The 22,484-nt window shown below is 42.6% G+C and carries 18 protein-coding genes; 1 reads left to right on the top strand and 17 read right to left on the bottom strand.

The window, feature by feature from the left end; all coding sequences use genetic code 11:
- Window positions 1–22: 22 nt before the first annotated feature.
- The 12 genes from B2575_RS07195 to fmt form a co-directional block, all read right to left on the bottom strand.
- Window positions 23–874: a fatty acid desaturase family protein gene (locus B2575_RS07195; RefSeq protein ID WP_060492097.1), complete on the bottom strand. Its 852-nt coding sequence runs from the start codon at window positions 872–874 to the stop codon at window positions 23–25.
- Between the two features lie 115 nt (window positions 875–989).
- The gene (locus B2575_RS07190; protein ID WP_060492098.1) at window positions 990–1,445 is read right to left on the bottom strand and encodes a hypothetical protein; all 456 of its coding nucleotides are present in this window, start codon (window positions 1,443–1,445) and stop codon (window positions 990–992) included.
- A gap of 83 nt (window positions 1,446–1,528) precedes the next feature.
- Window positions 1,529–2,494, bottom strand: a complete 966-nt coding sequence (locus B2575_RS07185) for a TIGR01777 family oxidoreductase (RefSeq protein ID WP_296240852.1) — start codon at window positions 2,492–2,494, stop codon at window positions 1,529–1,531.
- Between the two features lie 23 nt (window positions 2,495–2,517).
- A complete protein-coding gene (locus B2575_RS07180) occupies window positions 2,518–3,018 on the bottom strand; it encodes a hypothetical protein (RefSeq protein WP_296240850.1) in 501 nt (166 codons plus the stop codon).
- 117 nt (window positions 3,019–3,135) lie between these two features.
- On the bottom strand, window positions 3,136–4,083 hold the full coding sequence (locus B2575_RS07175; RefSeq protein ID WP_296240848.1) for a fatty acid desaturase family protein: 948 nt from the start codon (window positions 4,081–4,083) through the stop codon (window positions 3,136–3,138).
- Window positions 4,084–4,239: 156 nt separating this feature from the next.
- Window positions 4,240–4,758, bottom strand: coding sequence for a GbsR/MarR family transcriptional regulator (locus B2575_RS07170; protein ID WP_045447558.1), 519 nt, complete (start codon window positions 4,756–4,758; stop codon window positions 4,240–4,242).
- A 123-nt stretch (window positions 4,759–4,881) separates the two neighbouring features.
- Entirely contained in the window at window positions 4,882–5,511 is a 630-nt protein-coding gene (locus B2575_RS07165) for an L-threonylcarbamoyladenylate synthase (protein WP_296240845.1), read from the bottom strand.
- Window positions 5,512–5,855: 344 nt separating this feature from the next.
- Window positions 5,856–7,127, bottom strand: coding sequence for a DNA-processing protein DprA (gene dprA / locus B2575_RS07160; protein ID WP_296240843.1), 1,272 nt, complete (start codon window positions 7,125–7,127; stop codon window positions 5,856–5,858).
- 76 nt (window positions 7,128–7,203) lie between these two features.
- Window positions 7,204–8,301, bottom strand: a complete 1,098-nt coding sequence (locus tag B2575_RS07155; RefSeq protein WP_227697689.1) for a LysM peptidoglycan-binding domain-containing protein — start codon at window positions 8,299–8,301, stop codon at window positions 7,204–7,206.
- 372 nt (window positions 8,302–8,673) lie between these two features.
- The gene (thrC, locus tag B2575_RS07150) at window positions 8,674–10,095 is read right to left on the bottom strand and encodes a threonine synthase (protein WP_296240841.1); all 1,422 of its coding nucleotides are present in this window, start codon (window positions 10,093–10,095) and stop codon (window positions 8,674–8,676) included.
- A gap of 41 nt (window positions 10,096–10,136) precedes the next feature.
- Window positions 10,137–11,705: a transcription antitermination factor NusB gene (locus B2575_RS07145; RefSeq protein WP_296240839.1), complete on the bottom strand. Its 1,569-nt coding sequence runs from the start codon at window positions 11,703–11,705 to the stop codon at window positions 10,137–10,139.
- A gap of 119 nt (window positions 11,706–11,824) precedes the next feature.
- The gene (gene fmt, locus B2575_RS07140; RefSeq protein ID WP_414707424.1) at window positions 11,825–12,877 is read right to left on the bottom strand and encodes a methionyl-tRNA formyltransferase; all 1,053 of its coding nucleotides are present in this window, start codon (window positions 12,875–12,877) and stop codon (window positions 11,825–11,827) included.
- Window positions 12,878–13,226: 349 nt separating this feature from the next.
- Between fmt and B2575_RS07135 the strand changes: the two genes are divergently transcribed.
- Window positions 13,227–16,058 (top strand): response regulator, encoded by a 2,832-nt coding sequence (locus B2575_RS07135; RefSeq protein WP_296240835.1) that lies wholly within the window; start codon window positions 13,227–13,229, stop codon window positions 16,056–16,058.
- A gap of 65 nt (window positions 16,059–16,123) precedes the next feature.
- Here B2575_RS07135 and B2575_RS07130 read toward each other — a convergent pair whose 3' ends face one another.
- The 5 genes from B2575_RS07130 to yidC all read right to left on the bottom strand — a co-directional run bounded on the left by B2575_RS07130 (window position 16,124) and on the right by yidC (window position 22,319).
- Window positions 16,124–16,798 carry a riboflavin synthase gene (locus tag B2575_RS07130; RefSeq protein WP_296240833.1) on the bottom strand — a complete coding sequence of 225 codons (675 nt, stop codon included), beginning with the start codon at window positions 16,796–16,798 and terminating at the stop codon, window positions 16,124–16,126.
- Between the two features lie 419 nt (window positions 16,799–17,217).
- The gene (gene ribD / locus B2575_RS07125; protein ID WP_060492109.1) at window positions 17,218–18,273 is read right to left on the bottom strand and encodes a bifunctional diaminohydroxyphosphoribosylaminopyrimidine deaminase/5-amino-6-(5-phosphoribosylamino)uracil reductase RibD; all 1,056 of its coding nucleotides are present in this window, start codon (window positions 18,271–18,273) and stop codon (window positions 17,218–17,220) included.
- Between the two features lie 99 nt (window positions 18,274–18,372).
- Entirely contained in the window at window positions 18,373–18,831 is a 459-nt protein-coding gene (gene nrdR / locus B2575_RS07120) for a transcriptional regulator NrdR (protein ID WP_045453932.1), read from the bottom strand.
- Between the two features lie 152 nt (window positions 18,832–18,983).
- Window positions 18,984–20,429, bottom strand: a complete 1,446-nt coding sequence (gene mnmE / locus B2575_RS07115; protein ID WP_296240899.1) for a tRNA uridine-5-carboxymethylaminomethyl(34) synthesis GTPase MnmE — start codon at window positions 20,427–20,429, stop codon at window positions 18,984–18,986.
- 192 nt (window positions 20,430–20,621) lie between these two features.
- The gene (gene yidC / locus B2575_RS07110; RefSeq protein ID WP_055125623.1) at window positions 20,622–22,319 is read right to left on the bottom strand and encodes a membrane protein insertase YidC; all 1,698 of its coding nucleotides are present in this window, start codon (window positions 22,317–22,319) and stop codon (window positions 20,622–20,624) included.
- Window positions 22,320–22,484: the final 165 nt, after the last annotated feature.

Genomic DNA, 22,484 nt, shown 5'->3' with positions numbered 1-22,484 from the left:
ACGACTCCTTTCTGAGTGATAACTAAATATCAAGGTGGCTGGCATTGGATTTTTGAGTCACGCTAGATTTTTGGTGCTGATTGGCTGCGGCTAAAAAGGGAATGACTGGCTGCTGCGTCCATTGCGGTGCGGCAACATCTAAGCGCTTCGCCAGTGTTGGTAAATGATTGGTCGGTACTGCTGGAAACAGATGATGCTCAATATGATAGAGCAAATTAAAGGTTAGCAAATTAATCAATGGATGGCGCTCACTGCGGGCATATACCACATCATCGCAACCATGATGGACACTCCATACGGCAAAGAATCCCACCATGATATTGGCCAATATCATCACCAATACGTGATATATCAAAACTGGATGCATCGTGATAAAAGCGGTGGCAATCACTGCGAAAATGAGCAACAGATCAAAGCCAACGAGCATACGATTGCGGCGGCTACCATGCGTCAAGCCAAACCACTGAATCGCAATCGAGAAAAGTCCGCCTCCCAATATCGCCTGATACCAAGGCAGACGAGCCCAATTACCCTCGACATCGCTGTCACCCAGTGGATCTCTATGATGGTTAAGATGAGTATGCCGAATAGCATGCGTGCTACAGAGCATCGTGATACTGAGAAGAAACAGCATGAGCTCTGTGGCGACTTTACTCACCCCTAAAGTGCGGTGATAGCAATCATGCGCTTGTCTCAGTGCGGCAGTAAAAAAGAAAAATGTCGCCACAAGTGCAAGTAACCACCACCCTTGCCACGCGCTCCACCATGACAATAATAAAAAAGGTAAAGATAAGAAAATATTATAAACGGTCTCGCTCAGACTAAGCTGACGCAAATCTTGCCATTCAACACTGGCTAACGAAGGATGACGCATGATGTTCTCCTTACTTGGTGATAAGCAGTAGCTGTCTTGCTGGCGCGACCACTTAATTTAATCGGCTGTTTTAATTTACTTTATTTCTGTCAATAGTGAAATTATTATTTAAATTTTATTTGTATTTAGGTAATGCGATAAGACCTGTAATCACAGCGCTGGCTCCACCTATCAAGCTAAAAACCAATCCAAATATTATTTTCTCTAAAAAAACATCTGTTGCTATAATCCAAACTGAAAATATAAAAGTGCTAAAGAATCCAATGAAGAATAACGGTACTATTTTTAGTATGGAATCAAAGACTATCTTCAACTTACATATAGTTAATCCAGCTACTAACGTAGGGAGCAAACCAAAAAAGAATCCGCCTACAATAGAAGCTAATAGCATTTTGAAAATATCTGTTAACTCTTGCCTAAAAACATTACCGTCAATTACAAACATCACAATCATATATAAGAAGACAATCAGACCACCTATCGCACCACCTAATAATCCATAAACTCCTATTACCTTAGCTTTAGGATAGCTAGATGCTGTGGCTGTAGCGCTAATCTCAATATCACTCATACACACCTCTATTTAGGTTTCACATGAAACAAAGAATCCTATGATAAAGACTACGTTTCACATGAAACAACCTTCATAAATATCTATGACTTCTGCTCTTCTAAAGCTTGCTTCAGTGTTGGCTGTTTAAAATCATAACCTGCGTCCTGTAATGCTTGCGGCACTACTTTTTGACCATCAATTAATAGAGTCGACATTTCACCAAAAATTAGCTTAAGTAAGAAATTTGGCAAGGTAAAAAAGGTGGGCCGGTGTAGCCATGCTCCAAGCGTTTTGGTAAAAGTATGATTGGTCACTGGATTAGGCGCAGTGAGGTTATACACCAGCACTGGCGTATCATTGATAGTTTCTAACGAGTGCTCATCGGTAGTCTGAGTGTCCGCATAATTAGCAAGATACTTTTCAATGATGAATATCACTGCCCCAACCCAGTCTTCACGGCTGATCCAGCTCATGATTTGTTTGCCATCACCCAACTGTCCGCCGACACCCATTTTAAATGGGGTTAATAACTTACCGAGCATCCCGCCATCAGGATGGATAACCACACCCGTACGCACGATAGCCACAGGCACGCCATGTTCAGTGGCTTTGAGCGCTAACTGCTCCCATTCATGACATAATTGATGGGCAAAATCAGTTTCAAAACCACTGCTTTCGGTAAGAGGTTTATCGCCTTGTGCGCCATACCAGCCAATCGCAGAGCCGCTGACCATTAGCTTGGGCTTAATACTGGTGCGCTTAATAAATGCCAATAAGGATTCGGTAGGCTTGATACGGCTGGCGAGCAACTGCTCTTTGCGCGCATCGCTCCAGCGCGAGTCAGCAATGCCTGCGCCTGCTAGGTTTAAGATAACATCAAAGCTTTTATCCGAACTCGCTAGCTCATCGTAGGTCATCATGCTGATCGCGTCAGGATGCGTTTGGCTGTTATCGCGTGTTAGCCATGTAATGTGTAAGTCCTTATCCTGCGTACGATAGCGTTTGATAAGCTCGTCACTAAAAGCACTGCCTAAAAAGCCTGAGCCACCACTGATTAAAATATTCATGTTCTACTCCCTATATTTTTCGCTTATCGTTTAGTAAAACTTAATCCGTTATAGTCATCGTCTACTTTTTTAGTACTAATATCAAAATGACTTTTACGTACTTTTGGTAAAGCAATGCGGCTGGCTATAGCTAAGTTGATAGCGCCAAACAATCCTATACCAATCATAAAGGCCAATAGCACACCAACCTCTATCAAGGAGTTGATGCCTAGATATAGGATGATTGCACCCATATAACCTGCTGACGTTATAAACCCCACTAAAAATGTCGTGCGTAGACTCTTATGATCACCGCGCCATATATTCTTATAAGCGACGATAACACCCGTTAATAAAGCAGGAATAAAACCAAGCAGACCAACATATAGCAATGGCTGATAACCAATCTGCGCAAAGTCCGCATTCCTAAAAACAAACAATAAACCCAGTTCTGAAATCAACCCACCAATCATACTACCAAGCCCTGCAAACAAAATAATCACTTGTAGATAAGGATACACACCTAACTCATTATTCGTTTTCATTCTATTTATCCCATTAACATTCATCGTTAATTCAGTATAAATACGGCGTTGCCAAAGCCAATGAAATTCATGTGGATAATTGGTGGATAAGTATCTTGATTTTGTTTTGCCTACTGATTAAGCAAAACGCTTACGAATAGGACAGTCACTATCATTACTATTTTGAGATTTATTCTTTAATTGGTTCCAACGATGATTAATAAAATCTATGACGTTAACCATACTTGGCAATACATGTTCTTTGGTCAGATGTGGCGTTGCTGCATCTAAACGCTTGGCAAGCGTCGGTAAATGATTGGATGGCACAGCAGGAAAGAGATGATGCTCTACGTGATAAAGCAAATTAAAGGTCAGCAAGTTGACCAAAGGATTGCGCTCAGTTCGGGCGATTGTCTCATCACAATCATGATGCACGCCCCACACCGCAATGATGCCAACACTGGCATTGGCCAACATCATCGTCACTATGTGATACATCAATACTTGCGCTAACATGGTCAGAGTAGGAATAGTAAAGGCGGTCAATATAAGGGCAACTATGATGACTAAACCAATCAAAGCAAACTCTAGCCACGCCAATTTTTGATTGCGGCGGCTACTTAGACGCAGTCCTTGACGATAAATATCGAGTCGATAAGTTATCCCACCGAGCAGCGCTTGCCACCATGAGCCTTTTGCTAGACTGCCCTCAATGTCACTATCGCCCAATGGATTGCGGTGATGCGCCATGTGGGTAGCTCGAATGCTGTGCAAACTGGTCATTAATAGTACGCTGAGCAATAATAATATGGCGGTGGTCGTACGTTTTCCTGTACCCAAACTATGATGATAGCCATCGTGCGCTTGGCGAAAAGCGGCAGCAAAGAATAAATAAGAAGCCCCGCATGCTAAGACATACCAAGAGTGGCTGGCGAACCACCAAGACAACAATAAAAACGGATAAGGCAAAATAACGTTGTAAGCGATTTGAGCGCGCGTTAACCGGCGCAAGTCTTGCCACTCGACTGCAGCAACAGCCTTTTTAATGGCTTGCTCTTTATTAGCGTGTGTCTGATTGACTGTCATTTTACACATCCATTTGTTATTACTATTTTTTGTTGCTGCTATTTTATAAAAATTTATCTCACTTGAACTTAGCTGGCTTTTATATTTATTACATATATTTCTGTCAAAACAGAAATTATATTGTAAATTTTTTATTTTAAATTACACAGCTAACTATTAACGTAAGACCTTTTTAATACTAGCGCCCAGTTTTAGGACTTTTTTGAGGATGCTTGTGGGTAGTTTAAGCATCTCAGATGACCATGTGGTTAGGGTACTAACGAATTCTTGGGTATCACGAATACGTGACTTTACCTCATTATTTTCATGTTCAAATTCAGGACTGTCCATCAATTCTTGTAAGAACTGTACTGTTGGCTCAAGCTCACGCTTTTGTCGTTCAACCACGATGATGCGTGCCAGCTCCCAAACGTCAGTATTGGTCGTGAAGTGATCGCGACGATCGCCTAATATGGAAACCTTTTGTACTAAGCCCCAATGCTGCAACTCTTTAATACTGTTTGAGACGTTAGAGCGAGCAACACCAAGTGTTTCGGTAATTTCTTCAGCATTTAGTGGCTTACCAATGATGAATAACAACGCATGAATCTGTGACATGGTGCGATTAACACCCCACTGCGAGCCCATTTCACCCCAATGTAAGATAAATTTTTCGGTCACAGGATTTAGTTTCATGATTAATATGTACTCTACTTTATAAGTTTTGATTATTTTATCTACTTATCTTGCGCTATTCTTTTATTTCTGTCAATAGTGAAATCAACAGATAACACTCATCATTTGGTTGACTGTCATGCGCTAACGAATCACTAAACCCGTGGTTGCGTCACGAATTTGGCTCGGTAAAGTATAGCCTAGAGTGTCAGCCTGCAAGTAGCTGATTTGCTCGCCAAAATACCCATACGCATCAGTGAAAGTCATAGCAGGCGCTTGCCCTGATGGATTACAGCTTGTGGAAACCAATAGCCCAAATGGGTTTTGAACGTCGACCAGTTGTTGACACAATTGACGAATCATAGGATGCGCAATAACTCTAACCGCCACTGTTTGATGCTGCCCTGTGATCCAAGGAGGGATAGTCGTTTCAAGTGTCTGAGGGATAGGCAGTAGCCATGTATGGGCTTGCTTACCGCGTAGGCCTATACTGTCAGTATCTGCCTGCCAACTCTTGATGATTTGTTGGCGCTGACCTTCTTCTAAAGGCTCTAGTAACGGCATTAAACGCTCAGCACTGTCAGTAATGACGATCATGCCTTTGGCTTGTGGACGCTGTTTAATGGATAAAATACGTTGAACGGCTGCTTCGTCATAAGCGTCACAACCGATACCCCAAACGCTTTCGGTGGGATAAGCAAGTAGCTGTCCTTCTTTAAGCCATTTGGCAGCTTGAGTGACAGAATCAGTAATAAAAGATGTGGATTTTTCCATGGCTTAAAGGCTTCAAAAAGGTAGAAATTTAAGCACTCATCATAACATAAGACTAAGAAAAATTAGGGCAGCGAAGTTTAAAGCGACCTTATTAGCAGCTACCTAGGGCGTGTCATCAATTAGCACATTAGTACGTTTAGTGGTCTTAAAATGGCTAAATTTTGCTAAACATCGTCAGCAATTTTGTCAATATGTTCATATTAACGGCAATTGCTTCCTTGTTTATCTACAATTTTTCTCATTTTAAGCCTCACAATCTAATTGATGACACGCCCTAGATTGTACTGTCGTCAATCACTTGGTAGTAGATAAGTGAAAAGCCTAAAGCGATAGAAAGTACAATTTTAGACGCGCAAATACCGTCCGCCTTGCACACTAATGACGCCTGACAATTCAAGCTCCATTAACTGTCCAATCAACTGCGGTGTGGCAAGTTTGGTAGCGATAATCAGCGCATCTAAATCCTGCCCGTGCCAATCAAGCTGCTCATACACAAGCGTCAAATGCTCTGGTACGACGATAGCGCTGGGAGCAGATTTGATATTAGAGGGTATTGGATGGTTAGCCATTATAGCGATGTTTTTATCTTTATTTGTATGTTTAGTAGCTTTGCTATGATTCGTTTGAGAGCCATTAGATTCGGTAATATCTATACCACTATCCACAGTATCTTTTGATTTATGAGAATAACTTTCATAACCCAACTGAGCATTGACGTCTTCTAGCACTTGCTGTGGATGATATATTAAAGTCGCCCCTTCACGTATCAAATGATGACAGCCTTCTGCATTGCTATTATCAATATGACTTGGAATGGCAAAAACTTGCTTACCCTGCTCCGAGGTTAAACGCGCGGTAATAAGCGAACCACTCTGAATGGTCGCCTCCGTCACAATCGTTGCTAAGCTCAATCCAGCGACCAAACGATTACGCCGTGGAAACGTATGCTTATGTGGCATTGTATGCGGCAATAGCTCACTAATAATACAGCCGCCTTGCTCAATTATTTGGGCAAACAATTTATCATGATGATTGGGATAATTGACCTCAATACCCGTACCCATTACCCCAATCGTTCGACCTTGATATTCAGCATCTGCCTGTGCTAAAGCGCCTAGATGTGCTCGTTTATCGACACCCATGGCAAGACCGCTGGTGATGATATAACCAGCTTGCGCCAAATATTGTGCGATATCAAAGGTGATTTTTTGGGCATGGGCAGTGGGTTTTCGGCTACCGACGATCGCGATTTGCGCTTGACGCAAACGCGATTTATTGCCTCGGTAAAATAATAAAGGCGGTGGGTCATAGATTTGCGAGAGCTGTGCAGGATAATCGGGCTGGTCGGCGAATAGCAGACCATAGCGCCCTTCGATGAGCGCTTGTTTAATCTTATCGATACTGGCTTGCGTATGCTCTGGCTGTTCATGACGGGCAAGATGGCTATGATGAATACCCAATTGCCGCCAAGCATCTACTTTGGCGTACCAAGCAAGCTCTGCTGTGCCAAAAGAAGTAATGAGCTTATGATAAGCAGATAATGATGCATTCACCTCAGTCCACAGCGCCAGTACTGCGCGCTGCTCATCTGATAAAGAAGAAGTAACTGCCATCATAATCATCTAGCTCGTATAGGCTAAGTTAGTGTGTCCCGTCCAAAAATGAGCATGTTCTCACTTATAGTGTACTCATTTATAGATATGGCGGTGGCAACAGCTGGTCGCCGACGTTTAATGGTAACTCTGAATCAAGCACATAAGCATAGCTAATATTATCGAAAGTATTGAATACCATGACCATACCGCTTGGCTCATTTGGTAAGCGCACTGGCGTGTCATTGTCTTTCGTATCGCGAATCAAAGCCCCTTTTTGATAGACAGTCAATACATCACCAGGCTTAGCACCATGGGTACTACCTAAGTTGATAGCAACGACACTACCCTTCGCCGCTGAGCTGATTGAGTCCATGACTCGGACAATCATGCCACCACGACTGACCGTTGCAGGGGCTGGATAAAACACAGGTGGAATAGAGTTATTCAACTCAACGAATACGCGATCACCTTCACGTACTTCTTTGTCGTAACTGTCGGTGAGCTGCAAACTGCTGACGCCGTTGGTTTCTGTCGAAGTAACCAAACCTGTCGCAACTTGCGTGACCTCTAAACCGATAACTTCTTGGGTTTTTGGCTCAACATATAGCTCTCCTTCACGGTAGATACCATAACGCTGACCGACGATCAGTGGCACACCTTTGGCATACACTTTATCACCACTGGCGGTAATTAAGTTGCCTTTTTTAGAGGCCAATATATAAGGCGTGGTGTTAAAATCTTGTGGATTAACGATGACTGTCTTATCTAACCAGTGTTGAATAGCAGACCACGGAAGCGGTGGAATACTGTTGGCTGTTGAAGTGACTGAGACTGTGCTAGATACCACGTTACCCGTTAACTGCTTTTCAACCCCAGCACAACCTTCGCCAGTATCAACACCAATCAAGGTTTTACCTTGAATCACACATAAGATAAGGATGTCGTTAGGATAAATAAGATTGGGGTTTTTGATTTGCTTATTGGTTGCCCAGATTTCTTTCCAGCGCCACGGACTGTCTAAATAACGTCCTGATATGTCCCACAACGTATCGCCTTTTTTGACGATATAGCGATTGGGCGCATCCGCTTTGATGGCTGGTGGTGGATTGTTAGCGTGGGCAGCACTCATTAGCATTGCACTACTAAATGTCGTGATTAACAGTGCTTTTGCTATCGTTTTTAAGCTCATCTTCATTGTTATATCCACAATATGTACCGCTGTTGTCGCCACAATTAGTACCATTTAGATCTATTACTTAACCTTAATCTTTGACTGTCATTAAAATAGTGACAAGCAATGAGGGTCGTAAAAGGACTTAACCGTACGATTATCATGACGCTTATAGGGCAGCTGTTCAGTGTAATTGGCTGGTATGATTACTAAAAAAGCGTCTAGCAAAATGATGAGTCGCCGACGCTATTTCTAATACTACAATTATATCTACAATAACACAATCATAAACACTTTATTACAATGGCGTAACTTTTATATGAATATTATTTCTACAGTTCGTCATTGAAATTTATAGAGTTCCTCATGAAAATAAGCATTAAAATCAACTCTGATTTATGCTGGATTTGGTATCACATGCTGACGAATTTGCTCAGCGACTAGCTCAGCGTTGTTATCAAGCACCACCACATGCTGCGGTAACGCTTCTAAGCCTTCGGTATGGGCTGGGCGTGCGATATCTATTGAACCAATGGCTTCAACGATAGTATCTGCAAATTTGACTGGCAGCGCGGTCTCAGCACAGACAATCACCTCGCCTTTGCGCTGTAATTCTTTGGCAACCTTGATGCCATCAGCAGTGTGCGGATCAACCAGTTCGCCATGCTGCTCATACAGCGCTTTAATGGTTTGTAGGCGGTCGCTATGGGTAGATTTGCCCGCAGCAAAACCATAGCGCGTGTTGACCGCATCCATTAGGTCAGACAAATCAAAACCTTGACCAGATTTCACACCTTCAAACAATTCATGAACGCGGGCGCTGTCTTTATCTAATAAGAGATAAACAAAACGCTCAAAGTTAGAGGCTTTAGAGATATCCATTGAAGGACTTGAAGTAATATAGGTTTTTTCAGTCGGACGCGGCTGATAAGCACCTTGATTAAAGAAGTCGTTGAGTACATCGTTTTCGTTGGTTGCGACGATTAAACGCTCAATCGGCAGACCCATCTCTCGTGCTATATGACCGGCACAAATATTACCAAAGTTGCCTGATGGCACGCTAAAGCTCACCTTTTCATCGTTGTTTGAAGTGACGGCAAAATAGGCTTTAAAGTAATAAACGATTTGCGCAAGGATACGACCCCAGTTAATAGAGTTAACCGTACCTAGATTATAAGCCGCTTTAAATTCAGCATCTTGTTGTAACGCTTTGACAATATCTTGGCAATCATCAAACATGCCTTCGATAGCGATATTATGAATGTTTTTATCAGTCAAGCTATACATCTGCGCGCGCTGGAATTCACTCATTTTGCCGTGCGGTGACAGCATAAAGACTTCGATATTTTCTTTACCGCGTAGCGCATATTCTGCCGCACTACCAGTATCGCCACTGGTGGCACCAATGATGGTAATACGCGCGTCTTTTCTTTTAAGCACATATTCAAAAGCATTACCCAAAAACTGCATGGCAACGTCTTTAAACGCCAATGTCGGACCGTTCGACAAGCCTAAAACGTATAAATTATTGTCAAGCTTACGGACAGGAACAATCTCGTCAGAGCCAAACACCTCAGCAGTGTAAGTGCGCTCAATGATATCTTGCAAATCAGCCGCAGGAATATCAGTCGCAAAGCGCTGCATAATCGCCATCGCCAGCTGTGGATAGCTCAGCGCACGCCACTCAGTAAGCGTGGCACTATCAATATTCGGATAGTGCTCAGGCAACATCAAACCACCGTCTGGGGCAAGACCCATTAATAACACATCACTAAAATCCATCGGCGCTGTCTGACCACGGGTACTGATATATTTCATTAGATTGTCCTGTCTACAATGAGATTATTAGTTAAAACGGTTTATTCAGCAGTTTTTTGCAGCAAAGCATAATAGAAACCATCGCCGCTCTCGCTATCAATTGGCAAGCACTGACGACCGATCGCCTGTTCAATACCCCAATTACAATCGTCGCTAAATTCAATGGCTACTACATTGTTATAGTGAGTCATAAAATCCTGCATCTGCTCGACGTTCTCTTGCTTTAGGATAGAGCAAGTGACGTATAAGAGGTAACCACCAACTTTAAGTTGTGGCCATAGATTATGCAAGATATCGGCTTGTAGCAATGCCGTTTGCTCAACGTCTTCTTCAGTACGCAAGATACTGATGTCAGGATGACGACGGATTACGCCTGTCGCTGTACAAGGTGAGTCTAGTAATATAGCGTCAAATACGAGCTTACTCTTTTTCTTACCCGCCCCTTGCCATGTGGTCGCATCAGCACAGACAATATTAAGCTCAATATTTTTCTCAGCTTGCTGCAAGTCGTGCTGACTTAAGTTCAAGCGCTGTAAATTAGTATGAATACGCTCGATACGTGGTGCTTCATTATCTATCGCAGTAATCTTAACTTTCGAAATCACAGGCGACGTTTCAGCATCGTCTTGTTTCACGTGAAACAACGAAGACTCATTTGAGCTGATTAATTCTAACCAATGAGCAAGCTTACCACCCGGCGCTGCACAAGCATCTAAAATTCGAACCTCGTTGTTATTGGTGTCTATATCGCCGTCTGCATCATCGCTTTTAACACTTAGCTTATTAATTAAAGCGTTATGAATAAGCGGCGCGGCAAGCTGAGCATGCATATCTTGTACACTAGCAGCTCCTTCAGCGAATTGTGGTAAGGCATTGACTGCGGTACTTTGATGTAGTCTAAGACCTTTGGTTAATATGCTATTAGATGTGGCTGCATCCGATGAGTTGGGTAAATTAAAACCACTCGTTAGCTCAACCAAATCTGCTTCAACCTCAAATTCCACCAATGCTTGCTGATAATCCTCTACCGAGGTAACCGCTGTATTCACGCGTAAAAACATCGGTGCAGGTTGACGTAATCCTTGCATCAGATCGTCATACTGCTCACTCCAATCTTGCTTAAGCTGATAGGCAAGCCAATTCGGTAAGCTGTGTTTTTTATCACATTTCTTACGGAACTTACTTGGGTTCTTAGCGACTTTACGCAAGATGGCATTGATTAAACCGGTCGCATGCGCAAATTCGATTTCTTTTGCTGCTTCAACCGTTTCATGAATCGCCGCATGGTCAGCCACTTGCAAATAGAGCAGCTGCGTCAAACCTACTTGAATCGTCGTACGTACTTCTTTTTCATCAATAGAGTTATCAGCCAGACTATCGAGTAGACGCTCAAGGGCGTACCATTGGCGCAACGTCGTAAGCAATAGCGCATGAGCAAAACCTTTATCGCCGTCATGCAAACTGTTTAGTAGCGGATCAAGGACGCTCGCTAGCGACTGACCATTTTGAATCGCCAGTAAAGTGCGAATCACGCGGACGCGGACGCTACCATTCATGATAAGGTTGCTTGACGGTTTGAGCTTATTGTTTCTTGGCGCAGTGCTTCTCATTAAATTGAATTTCCTTGACGCCTAATAGTTAGCGTCTGATAAAAGTTGGATTGTTTGGTATTAAATGACGAATATAAAAATAAATAAGGTTAAGCGGTATTAAACTGATTTAGGAGCAATTATTTTGAGTCTGCTGTGAACTGATCGCCATCATTTAATTGGTTACCATGGCAGATTTGCTCGGCTGCCATTGGTTTACCACCAGCAAACTGTAATTCGGTAATGGCTAAAGTACTGGCTTGCGGTTTTTCGAGACCATTATCAATATTACTGTCATGACCACAAGCTACCAATATCGCTTTGCGTCCAACGCTAATCACTGTACCTGCTGGTTGGTCAGTTGGCTGCGATGTATTCACAGGCAAGCTGGCTAAAACCTTAACACGCTGCCCTGCCAAAAAAGTATATGCACCTGGCCATGGCGTCAGTCCACGAATTTGTCGTTCGATAATAGTCGCTGATTGCGTCCAGTCGATTTCGCCTTCGGTTTTGACCAGTTTCTCGGCATAATTGGCTTGACTGTCATCTTGAGGTACAGCCTGTGCTTGATAATGTGGCAAGTCCTTTAGCACGGTAATAATGGCCGTCGCACCAAGCTCAGCCATTTTATCATGGAGGCTAGCAGCCGTATCATCAGCCTTAATAGGTGCGCTGACTTTATAAAGCATATCACCTGTATCTAAGCCCTTATCCATCTGCATAATGGTAATGCCAGTCTCGCTATCACCCGCCAATAACGCGCGGTGAATAGGTGCTGCACCGCGCCAGCGTGGTAATAAGGACGCATGAATATTGAGGCAACCATAAGTCGGTGTGGTCAATACCCCAATCGGCAATATCAAGCCATAAGCCGCGACAATCATCACATCTGGCTGATAACTACGCAGAGTCTCACGTGCGATCAACCCTTCACTACTAGATTTTTTAAAGGTGAGAGGCTGCTCAACGGCAATATCATGCGCCAATGCGACTTGCTTTACTGCAGAGGCTGATAATTTTTGACCCCGTCCTGCCTTGCGATCAGGTTGCGTATACACAGCGACGATGTCTATATTCAACGCTTCTTGCTGGCTGATAAGCGCCTCAAGACTAACGGCGGCAAACTCAGGAGTGCCAGCAAACGCAACTCTTAAGCGCTTACTAGATGAGCAATCTTTCGTCGTAGATGGCATGGATAAATCGGAGGCAGAAGCAATTGTAGTCATAAACAGGCATTATATAGGGTTGATTGACTCATTATAGGTGAGTTTGCGATGTTGTGCCATGGTTGTAATAACGGTAATCGAGCGTTACCAATGATACGGTTTGTCTTTATAATAGAAAGCAAGCAGGGCGCTCTTATTGATGAGTTTATTTACAAAACAATGCGTGATTGAGTGATATTCCACTGCCATTCACCCTTTTTTTCTAGATAATAGCTGTACAACCGTAAAAGTTAAAACGGCTTGAATAAACCAGCTACTGTGCCAAACTGATGACTTACTCACTATGTTTCTTGTGTCGATATAGGACCACGCTTTCATGCAACAGTTTCAGTCCTTACAGCGCTTACTCATATTTTATGCACTGACCTTGCTGGTCATGTTGTCTATATACTATTTTGCGCTGTTTCACGAGATGAAAAACCAAAGTGAACAGCAAAGTATCGATACTTTCCATACATTGCAGTATGAAGTTACTGAACGTGATGATCTTCTAAACCCTGACATTAAAAGGATTTTAGAAAAACCTGTATTTGAAGACATAAGCTATCAGCTGGTTTTTATGATGCCCTCTGGGCAGACTTATATCCATCGCCATACTCAGCCCAATGAGCGTGCTTTTGCTAACGTTACGTTTCCTATCATTAGCTCATCCCCTTCTAATAACGGCAGTCATAGTGCTTACACGCTCAATAATCGCAACTTAACCGGCACCATTAAACTCAAAAGTGGTCATCAGCTTTATATTATATTGCGCCATAAGCCGCTGATCATTGACTGGATATCATATCGCTACTGGTTACCATTGATGGCAGCGATCATGCTGTTTATTATCGCTTTGCTGTATATGCTCAATCGTCGCACCAATTGGGAACAGCTGCTGATTTATACGGACAATCTAAGTAGCCACGCAAAAGAAGCCTATAGTCCGCCGCCTTTTTTGCAAAAAAAATCTACGCCTGAGTTTTTGCGTTTAGGCCATGCGCTGAGCCGTGTCAGCTACCAGCTGCATAATGACTATCGCCGCATTAAAACCCTAACACATCGTCTTGAACGTTTGGTTGATCAATCCCCTTTACCGATGCTGATGATCATGCGTCATGGTCAAATCAGCTTTTTCAATAAACGCTTTGAACAAATATTCATGTCTTTACCGCAAAGCGATAGCAACTATGAACTGACGGATTTTATCGCGGGTAAAGATGAATCCACGCAACGATTGCTGCAAACGTTATCCAACCTACGCGTTACTCGTACCTTAACAGTCTATGGGTTAGAAAATGAACAGACTTACCAATTGCACGTTACGCCATGGTTTGGTGAACATGGTCAGGTTCACGGCTTTACCGTACTGCTGAATAATGTTAATGAATTTGCCAGTCAAATAGGGCAATTACAGCAACAAAATCAACGGCTACAACGCCAAATTGATGAATTTAATACGATTAAATCGACGATGGGTCATGATTTGCGCCTGCCGTTAGAAGCAATGATTGACACGCTAGAACCGATTGATCCTGAGACATTGACTGCTGCGCAGAATGACATTTTAATATCCTTAATTAAAAGCAGTCAGAGTATGCTAACGACACTTAATGATGTGCTAGACATTGAGGAGATAGCGGTAAGAAGAACCCGCCTAAGCATTGAGCCTGTCGATATTTATAGACTGGGGCAACAGGTCAGTCAGTCATTTATAGAAAGGATAAGGCAGCAAGGACTTGAGCTGCTGTATTTTTTTACACCCGACAGTCCGCGTTGTATTGATACAGACCATCAGCGCCTACAGCAAATCTTGTACGACTTATTAGATAATGCAGTGAAATTTACCACTTCTGGCTACGTATCACTGACCATCGAAACGGTCAGTAATGCAGAGATATTAGCAACAAAAAACCGAAGCTTAGTAAATCTTAATAAAGACCTTACACTGATTAAAAATAGTAAAATCAATAAAGACAATCCCAATTATGCCTCACACGACTGGATTCGTTTTAGCATAAAAGACAGCGGTATGGGCATCGATATAGCGAAGCAACATCAACTGTTGGTTCAGCTTAATAAAAGCAGCAATCAAAACACCCATCGAAACGTTAATTACATGCAAAAGAACACGACTGGGCAAGGCCTAGGGTTAAATAACGTCAATAGTTTTGCGCGATTATTGGGTGGTTTTATTGAAATAAAAAGCACGATGACTGAAGGCAGCAGTCTGAATCTTTATCTACCTTGCAGACGTCCAAATTATCAGCCTATTTATCATCATAGTCAGCATTTGACTCATATCCATCTAATAGCAGTGATTAAACAACCACTACGTGCCAAACATCTGCGCGATTTTTGCGCATATTTATCGATGCCAGCTACTATCTATACCTCTATAGATAAATTAGATCTACAACAATTAAACGAAAAATTGGCACAAGACGAGCAAAGACTAGCCCCTATCTTGCTATTAGATTACGAATATTATGAAACCCTGTCTATTGCTTCCGCTAATCAGACGATAGGGAATGATGATAGACAACAAGCATTAAATACCCTACTCGATAATCCGTCGCTACCAAAGATACTACTCAGTATGAAACCTGAGCGCCGTATTCCCTCTATATTATTAGATAAATATGAAGGATTTTTGAGCAAACCATTAGATGCGACTTTATTGCTCTCTGAATTATTGCGCTTAACCTTACCAGCGAGACAGAATCTGGTTCAAGCCATAGAGATAAAAGAAGAGAATAAGCAGCTAGCAAACGAAGCAGATAAAGCTGCCAACGAGAATGTATTGCCACTTATCTTGGTAGTAGAAGACAGTCCAACCAATCAGAAAATAACGTGCAAAATATTGAGTAAACTTGGTTATCGCAGTGTGGTCGCAGAAGATGGTCAGCAAGCGTTAGATATGCTACAACAACAGCGTCAAGATATCTCACTCATTTTGATGGACTGTCGCATGCCTGTCATGGATGGGCTACAGGCTACCCAAGCGATTCGTGCGCAAGGCGATAAAATTGCGATTGTGGCGCTGACTGCAAACAACACCAAAGAAGATCGCGACGCTTGTATAGAAGTAGGAATGGATGAATTTTTAGCCAAACCGATCAATAAAAAAGAGCTAGAGTCGGTTTTACAGAGCTTCATAAAATCATGACAATCTGTAAAACCTACTTTTTAGGTTTAAGTTTTTACTTCATAAATCATTACTTCATGAACCAATTATTTCATAAAACCATTTTCTGCTAAAAATGCTTCTGTAATTTGGCTTTGCGGACTTGGCGTATTCATACCACTGGTTTGCGACTTATTTAACAAACGTTCTAAATAGCGCGCGACGATATCCACTTCGATATTGACTTTATTTCCAACCAGCCAATGCTTAGCGATATTGGTCACTTGTGCGGTATGTGGAATGATATTTAAAGAGACAATATTGTCTCGTACAAGGTTGGTCGTCAGACTAATACCATCAACCGTGATAGAGCCTTTGGTCGCTGTATAGTGCGCCAGCTCTTGTGGTATCTCGATTTCGATATAGATAGAGCGCGCATCTTGTTGCAACTTACTGACCACGCCGACGCCATCGACGTGACCCGCAACGATATGACCACCAAAACGCGTGGTTGGTAGCATCGCTTTCTCTAAATTCACTGTATGACCAGCTTTTAAAGTTTCTAATGCGGTACGAGCGATAGTTTCACGTGAGACATCGACCGAGTAATGATTACTCCCTAGGTCTACGACGGTTAAGCAGATACCATTGGAGGCAATAGAATCTCCTAGCTTCACATCACTAAAATCCAAACCATCAGACTCTATCGTCAAACGTATATCACCGCCCGTAGGCTGCATGGACTTAACCTTTCCAACACTCTCTATAATTCCAGTAAACATATCGACCTCATTTCATTATGATATTGTCTTTATAGACAACATATCTTGATCTATTAAGATTGTGGCAGCATTTGTCTAAGCCAGTTTTTTATGGCAACTTGGGCTTAATTGAGCCTATGATGGGATAGATTGTGGATAAGTACTGATAAATCAACTCATAATGTATTAAAACACGCATTTCCGTTAAGTTATCCACAGAAAACAAGATATTGACTAACATCAATAAAGCTTAGTAATAAAACCTAAGTTACTGATTATATTGAATTAATATCAATTTTTTATAAAAGACCTAGTTTTCTGTTTCATGTGAAACAAAGTTATGCACAGTTTCATGTGGAACCTTGCACAACACTGGCTGTTTATCCACACTTAGCAAAAATTTAGCCTAAACTATGGATAATCTGTTTATAAATAACCAGTTATAGCGGTAATAAAATCAGTTTAAGGTCAGGACTTAATGTTTCATGGCTATAAATATTAAAACGCAACTGCTGAGCTAGAGACAATGGGTTAAAATCGACCATCGGTCTTGCTTGCGCGCCTAACAAACAAGGCGCCTGATAAACAATCAACTCATCTACCAATTGTTGGCTTAAGAAGCCACCAGTAACACTAGCCCCTGCCTCTACCAATACGTCATAACATTGATGATCACTGACTAATTTTTTTAGTAATTCAGTCAAGTTATCTTCGCGCCAATAAATCGTATCCGGTCGACGGCATAATTGATAGTCAGACTGTAAGCTGTGTTCTAAGCGCTGACGCCTATCGAGTACGACAACCTTAGGAGCAGGAACTTGTTCAGGTGGCACAGCTAATTGGTTGGAACGTACATTAAGCTGTGGATTATCCGCGATAACCGTTTCGCTACCGGTAATAATCGCGCCACTTTGTGCACGTAGCTTCTGCACATCTTCGCGGGCAGACGCTGAGGTAATCCATTTTGACTCCCCAGATGCCATCGCGGTACGACCGTCAAGGCTGGTGGCAATTTTCAGTCGTACATAAGGCATCTGGGTGCGCATTGCCTTTAAAAACCCACGATTTAAAGCTTCTGCTTGCTCGGTTAATATACCGACTGTCACTTGAATTCCAGCCTGCTCTAACAGTTTCACACCACGTCCTGCCACTTGTGGATTGGGATCAAGCCCTGCGATTACGACACGTTTCACACCGGCATCAATAAGGCCCAAAGCACAAGGTGGCGTACGCCCCGTATGACTACAAGGCTCTAAAGTCACATAGGCGGTTGCACCTAAAGCCCTCGCACCCGCTTCTTTTAGCGCAAATACTTCTGCATGAGGCTGACCAGCTTTCGGATGAAACCCTTGACCGACGATCGCTTCTGCTTGCACGATAACACAGCCTACCGCTGGATTAGGTCTGGTGGTATATAAACCCTGTTTGGCTTGTTCGATCGCAAGCATCATAAAGTAGCGGTCTTGCGCATTCTGAATATGGTTTGAGGCTGGCATAAAAGTAAACTTCATTAATAATGACAGGAAATTCTATCTAAGAAAACAAGCATTTTGAGCCAAAAAGTAAATAGGTAAGATTCGATTGTAGTCATCAATTTACTTATCATTTGGACGAATATTGGCAATCTCTTGATGGAAAGCATCAATATCTTGAAAGTCGCGGTAAACACTAGCAAAGCGTACATAAGCAACATCATCTAACGTTTTAAGCTCACTCATGATAATCTCACCCAACACCTTACTACTAATTTCGCGCTCACCCATCTGTCTAACACGCTTCTCAATACGACTGATCATCGCTTCTTGTTCATCAATCGTGATAGGGCGCTTTTGTAGAGGTAATAAGATAGAACGACGCAGTTTTTCGTTATCATAAGGCTCAATTTTACCGCTTGACTTGATGATTCTTGGCATGACTACTTCTACCATCTCAAAAGTAGTGAAACGCTCTTGGCAGCTATTGCATGAGCGGCGACGACGGACTTGCGCACCTTCTGCCGCCAGACGCGAATCAATAACTTTCGTCTCTGACGCGTTACAATACGGGCAATGCATAGCGTTTCCTTATTTCAATATTAAGCGCAAGAATCACAAGTCACAAGTCACAAGTCACAAGTCACAAGTCACAAGTCACAAGTCACTACTTATAAGACCAAATTTTCTGAGAATTGACGAGTTGTATCAAGCAATTCAAAAAAATCGGCTGGTTATTTTCCAATACAGAAACTACCAAAGATTTTGCCCAACAAGTCATCCGCACTAAACGCTCCCGTAATCTCACCCAAACTGTTCTGAGCCTGACGTAAGCTTTCGGCGACTAATTCACCTGCTTGAAACACCGTTAACTGCTCGTGCGCCTCTGCTAAAGAGTCGGCTGTGCGTCTAAGTGCATCTATATGACGTGTGCGAGCAATTAGGCTGTTTTCTGGCGGATGAAAACCGACCTTAGCACATAAGGCTTCGACCAGATTATCGATACCAGCACCTGTTTCACATGAAACATTAATTTGTTCATAACCACGTTCTTTTATTGCGATTTGCGAGACAGAGGGTATTTGACTGCTACTATCATCTAGTAAGTCACTTAACAAATCACTCTTATTAGCAATAATCAATAAGCGTTTGGCCTCTGGTAACTCACCAAATAATTGTTCTGCAAGCTGTAGCGGCGTACTTTCTTCTTCAAGATCACGAGTCACATCGTAGACCATCAGCAGCATATCAGCTTGGGTAATGGCTGTACGCGCACGTTCAATTCCAATACGCTCTACCGTGTCTTCTGTGTCACGCAGACCCGCCGTATCGGTAAGATGAAGTGTCAAACCGTTGAGCACCACGGTCTCTTGCAGCGTATCACGAGTCGTACCTGCAACGTCAGTAACGATAGCGCGCTCTTGCCCTGCCAGACGATTCAGCAAGCTTGATTTACCCGCATTTGGTCTACCTGCTAAGACCACATGAATACCATCACGTAGGAGCTGACCCTGCTTGGCGGTCGCCAATACTTGCTGTATCTTGTCTTGCGTTTGCTCCAGTTTACTTTGTATGACGCCGTCTGATAAAAAATCCACGTCTTCTTCGTCAGGGAAATCAATCGCCGCTTCAACATGCAAGCGAAGATGAATAAGCTGCTCTAATAGCTGATTAATCTTCTTTGAAAACTCACCACTTAGCGAGCGAATGGCACTACTCGCAGCGGCAGCACTGGTCGCATCAATGGCATCAGCGATAGCCTCTGCTTGTACCAAATCCAATTTATCATTATCAAAAGCACGATAAGAGAATTCCCCAGCACCCGCTTGTTTTGCGCCCAGCTCAAATACCCTTGCTAGCAGTTGGTTTTGTAGAATCATGCCGCCATGCCCTTGCAGCTCAATCACATCTTCCCCTGTGAACGAATGCGGGCCTTTAAAGTACAGCACTAACCCTTCATCAATTACTGTACCATCAGCCTGATAAAAACGACAAAAACTGGCCATACGTGGCGTAAAAGCAGACTTACCCGTTAGTGTACAGGCAATGTCATAAGCACGCGCACCCGACAGACGTATAACACCAACGCCACCTCTTCCAAGCGGTGTGGCAATAGCCGCAATCGTGGCCAAGCCAGATGCTTTAGGTGGTTCAGATGCTTTAGGTACGTTTGACGCCATCTCTAGGGAATCCACAATTACTCTCAATAGCTAAAAACTCCATTATAGACGGCTGGACACAGACTGACAAAGCAAACTTTAAATAGCCATGCTTTGCGCTTATTTTATTTCAGATCAGTGAGCGATAATAGAAATGTCACACATAAAAAAACCACCGCCGTAGCGATGGTCTTTTATCAATTGATGAGCTACTTAGTCCAATACTTTAACAGTACGACGCTTTTGCTCTTCTTCGACTTTTTTATTGACAATATATTGCTGAGTCATACTAAACAAGTTGTTGACTGTCCAGTATAGTACGAGACCCGCTGGGAAAAACAGCATGAAAGCAGTAAAAATGATTGGTAAGAACTTCATCACTTTCGCTTGCATCGGATCAGCTGGCTGCGGGTTTAGCTGCTGCTGTACAAACATCGAGGCACCCATCAGCAATGGTAAAATAAACCAAGGATCCATCGCCGATAAATCCTGAATCCATAAAATCCAAGGCGCATGACGCAGCTCAACACTTTCAACCAATACCCAATATAGCGCTAAGAAGATAGGCATTTGCATCAAAATAGGCAAACAACCTGCCATTGGATTGACTTTTTCTTCTTTATAAATAGCCATCATTTCTTGCGACATCTTCATTCGATCGTCGCCATGCTCTTCTTTAAGTGCGGCTAATCTTGGTGCAATCGCACGCATCTTCGCCATTGAATAGTAACTCTTATTCGAGAACCACATCAGAGCAATTTTGACTAAAATCGTCAATACAATGATTGACCAACCCCAGTTACCTATGACTTTATGAATACCGTCCAAGATGGCAAATAAAATTTTCGATATTGGCCATAACAACCCATAATCAACCGTTTTATTAAGGCCTACTGCCACATCTTTTAGCTCAGATTGTACTTTAGGGCCAGCGTATAACGTGGCATCTAATGTCACTTGTTTATTTGGCGCGACATTGACAGGTTGACTGTTGAAACCGATGAAGTAATCATCGCCTGTTTCACGGCTAAAGAAAGTAGCAGTAAAGTTTTCAGGTATCCATGCTGATACAAAATAATGCTGCACAACACCAACCCAACCTTTATCACTACTAACAGCTAGCTCACCATCATTAAAGTCTTTAAATTTGAGCTTGTTATAGGGGTCATCAGGGGTACCCCAAGCGCCGCCTAAATAAGTCGCCATACTAAGCGCACCCTTATCAGACATACCTGGATCTTTACTGTCATCACGTTTCAACTGGGCAAATAGCTGACCTTGCCACGGTTGTGTAGAAGCATTTTGTATTTGATAGCTAATATCAATCGGATATTTATTTTCAGTAAAGGTAAATGTCTTAGTAACGGTCACGCCATCTTTTTTATAAGTAAGCGGTACTGACAGCGTCTGTTGCCCTGCTTCCATGACGTAATTATTAGCAGTGTGGCTGTATTTGGCACGACCTTCTGCAGTATCAATACCATTAGGACCAATAAGACCAGACTGAGCCACATACACGCGATTACTATTATTCTCTAGCAATACGAAAGGCTTATCGCTATCGAGTGTTGCGTCATACTGCTTAAGAGCAGCATAAACAATATCGCCGCCTTCTGGGTTGATTTTTATATCATAGCGATCAGTAGTGACCGTGATTAATCCCGTGTCTTTAGCAGGCGTTGCCGTCACAGCATCATTAGCGACTGTATTATTATCAACAGGCAACGTCTGTACCGGAATATCACCTGCGGCACCAGTTGTCGAAGGGATGTCAGCACCTACTGAAGTAGTGGTTTCTGACACCGCATCTACAGCTGGCGCATCGGCATAATCATCTCGCCATGCCAAAATCAGCAGATAAGCGGTGATTAACATCGCAATGATGATCATCACCCGAAATATCTTTTGCATAAACCTTTCCTAGATTAAAAAATTAGGGAATGAAAAATTAGGGCATGTGTCATGACCGTACAATTATCATCATATGTGACAACAGTATTGCTAGTCATTTACATAAAATGTGCATCATTTTACTAAAAATCTGCCTTAAATGATACCAAGAGTGTGGATAACTTG

Origin of the sequence: Psychrobacter sp. UBA6739 (genome assembly GCF_002453835.1) — a bacterium.
GTDB classification, from domain to species: domain Bacteria; phylum Pseudomonadota; class Gammaproteobacteria; order Pseudomonadales; family Moraxellaceae; genus Psychrobacter; species Psychrobacter immobilis_A.
This window is presented reverse-complemented; position numbering and strand designations above follow the sequence as displayed.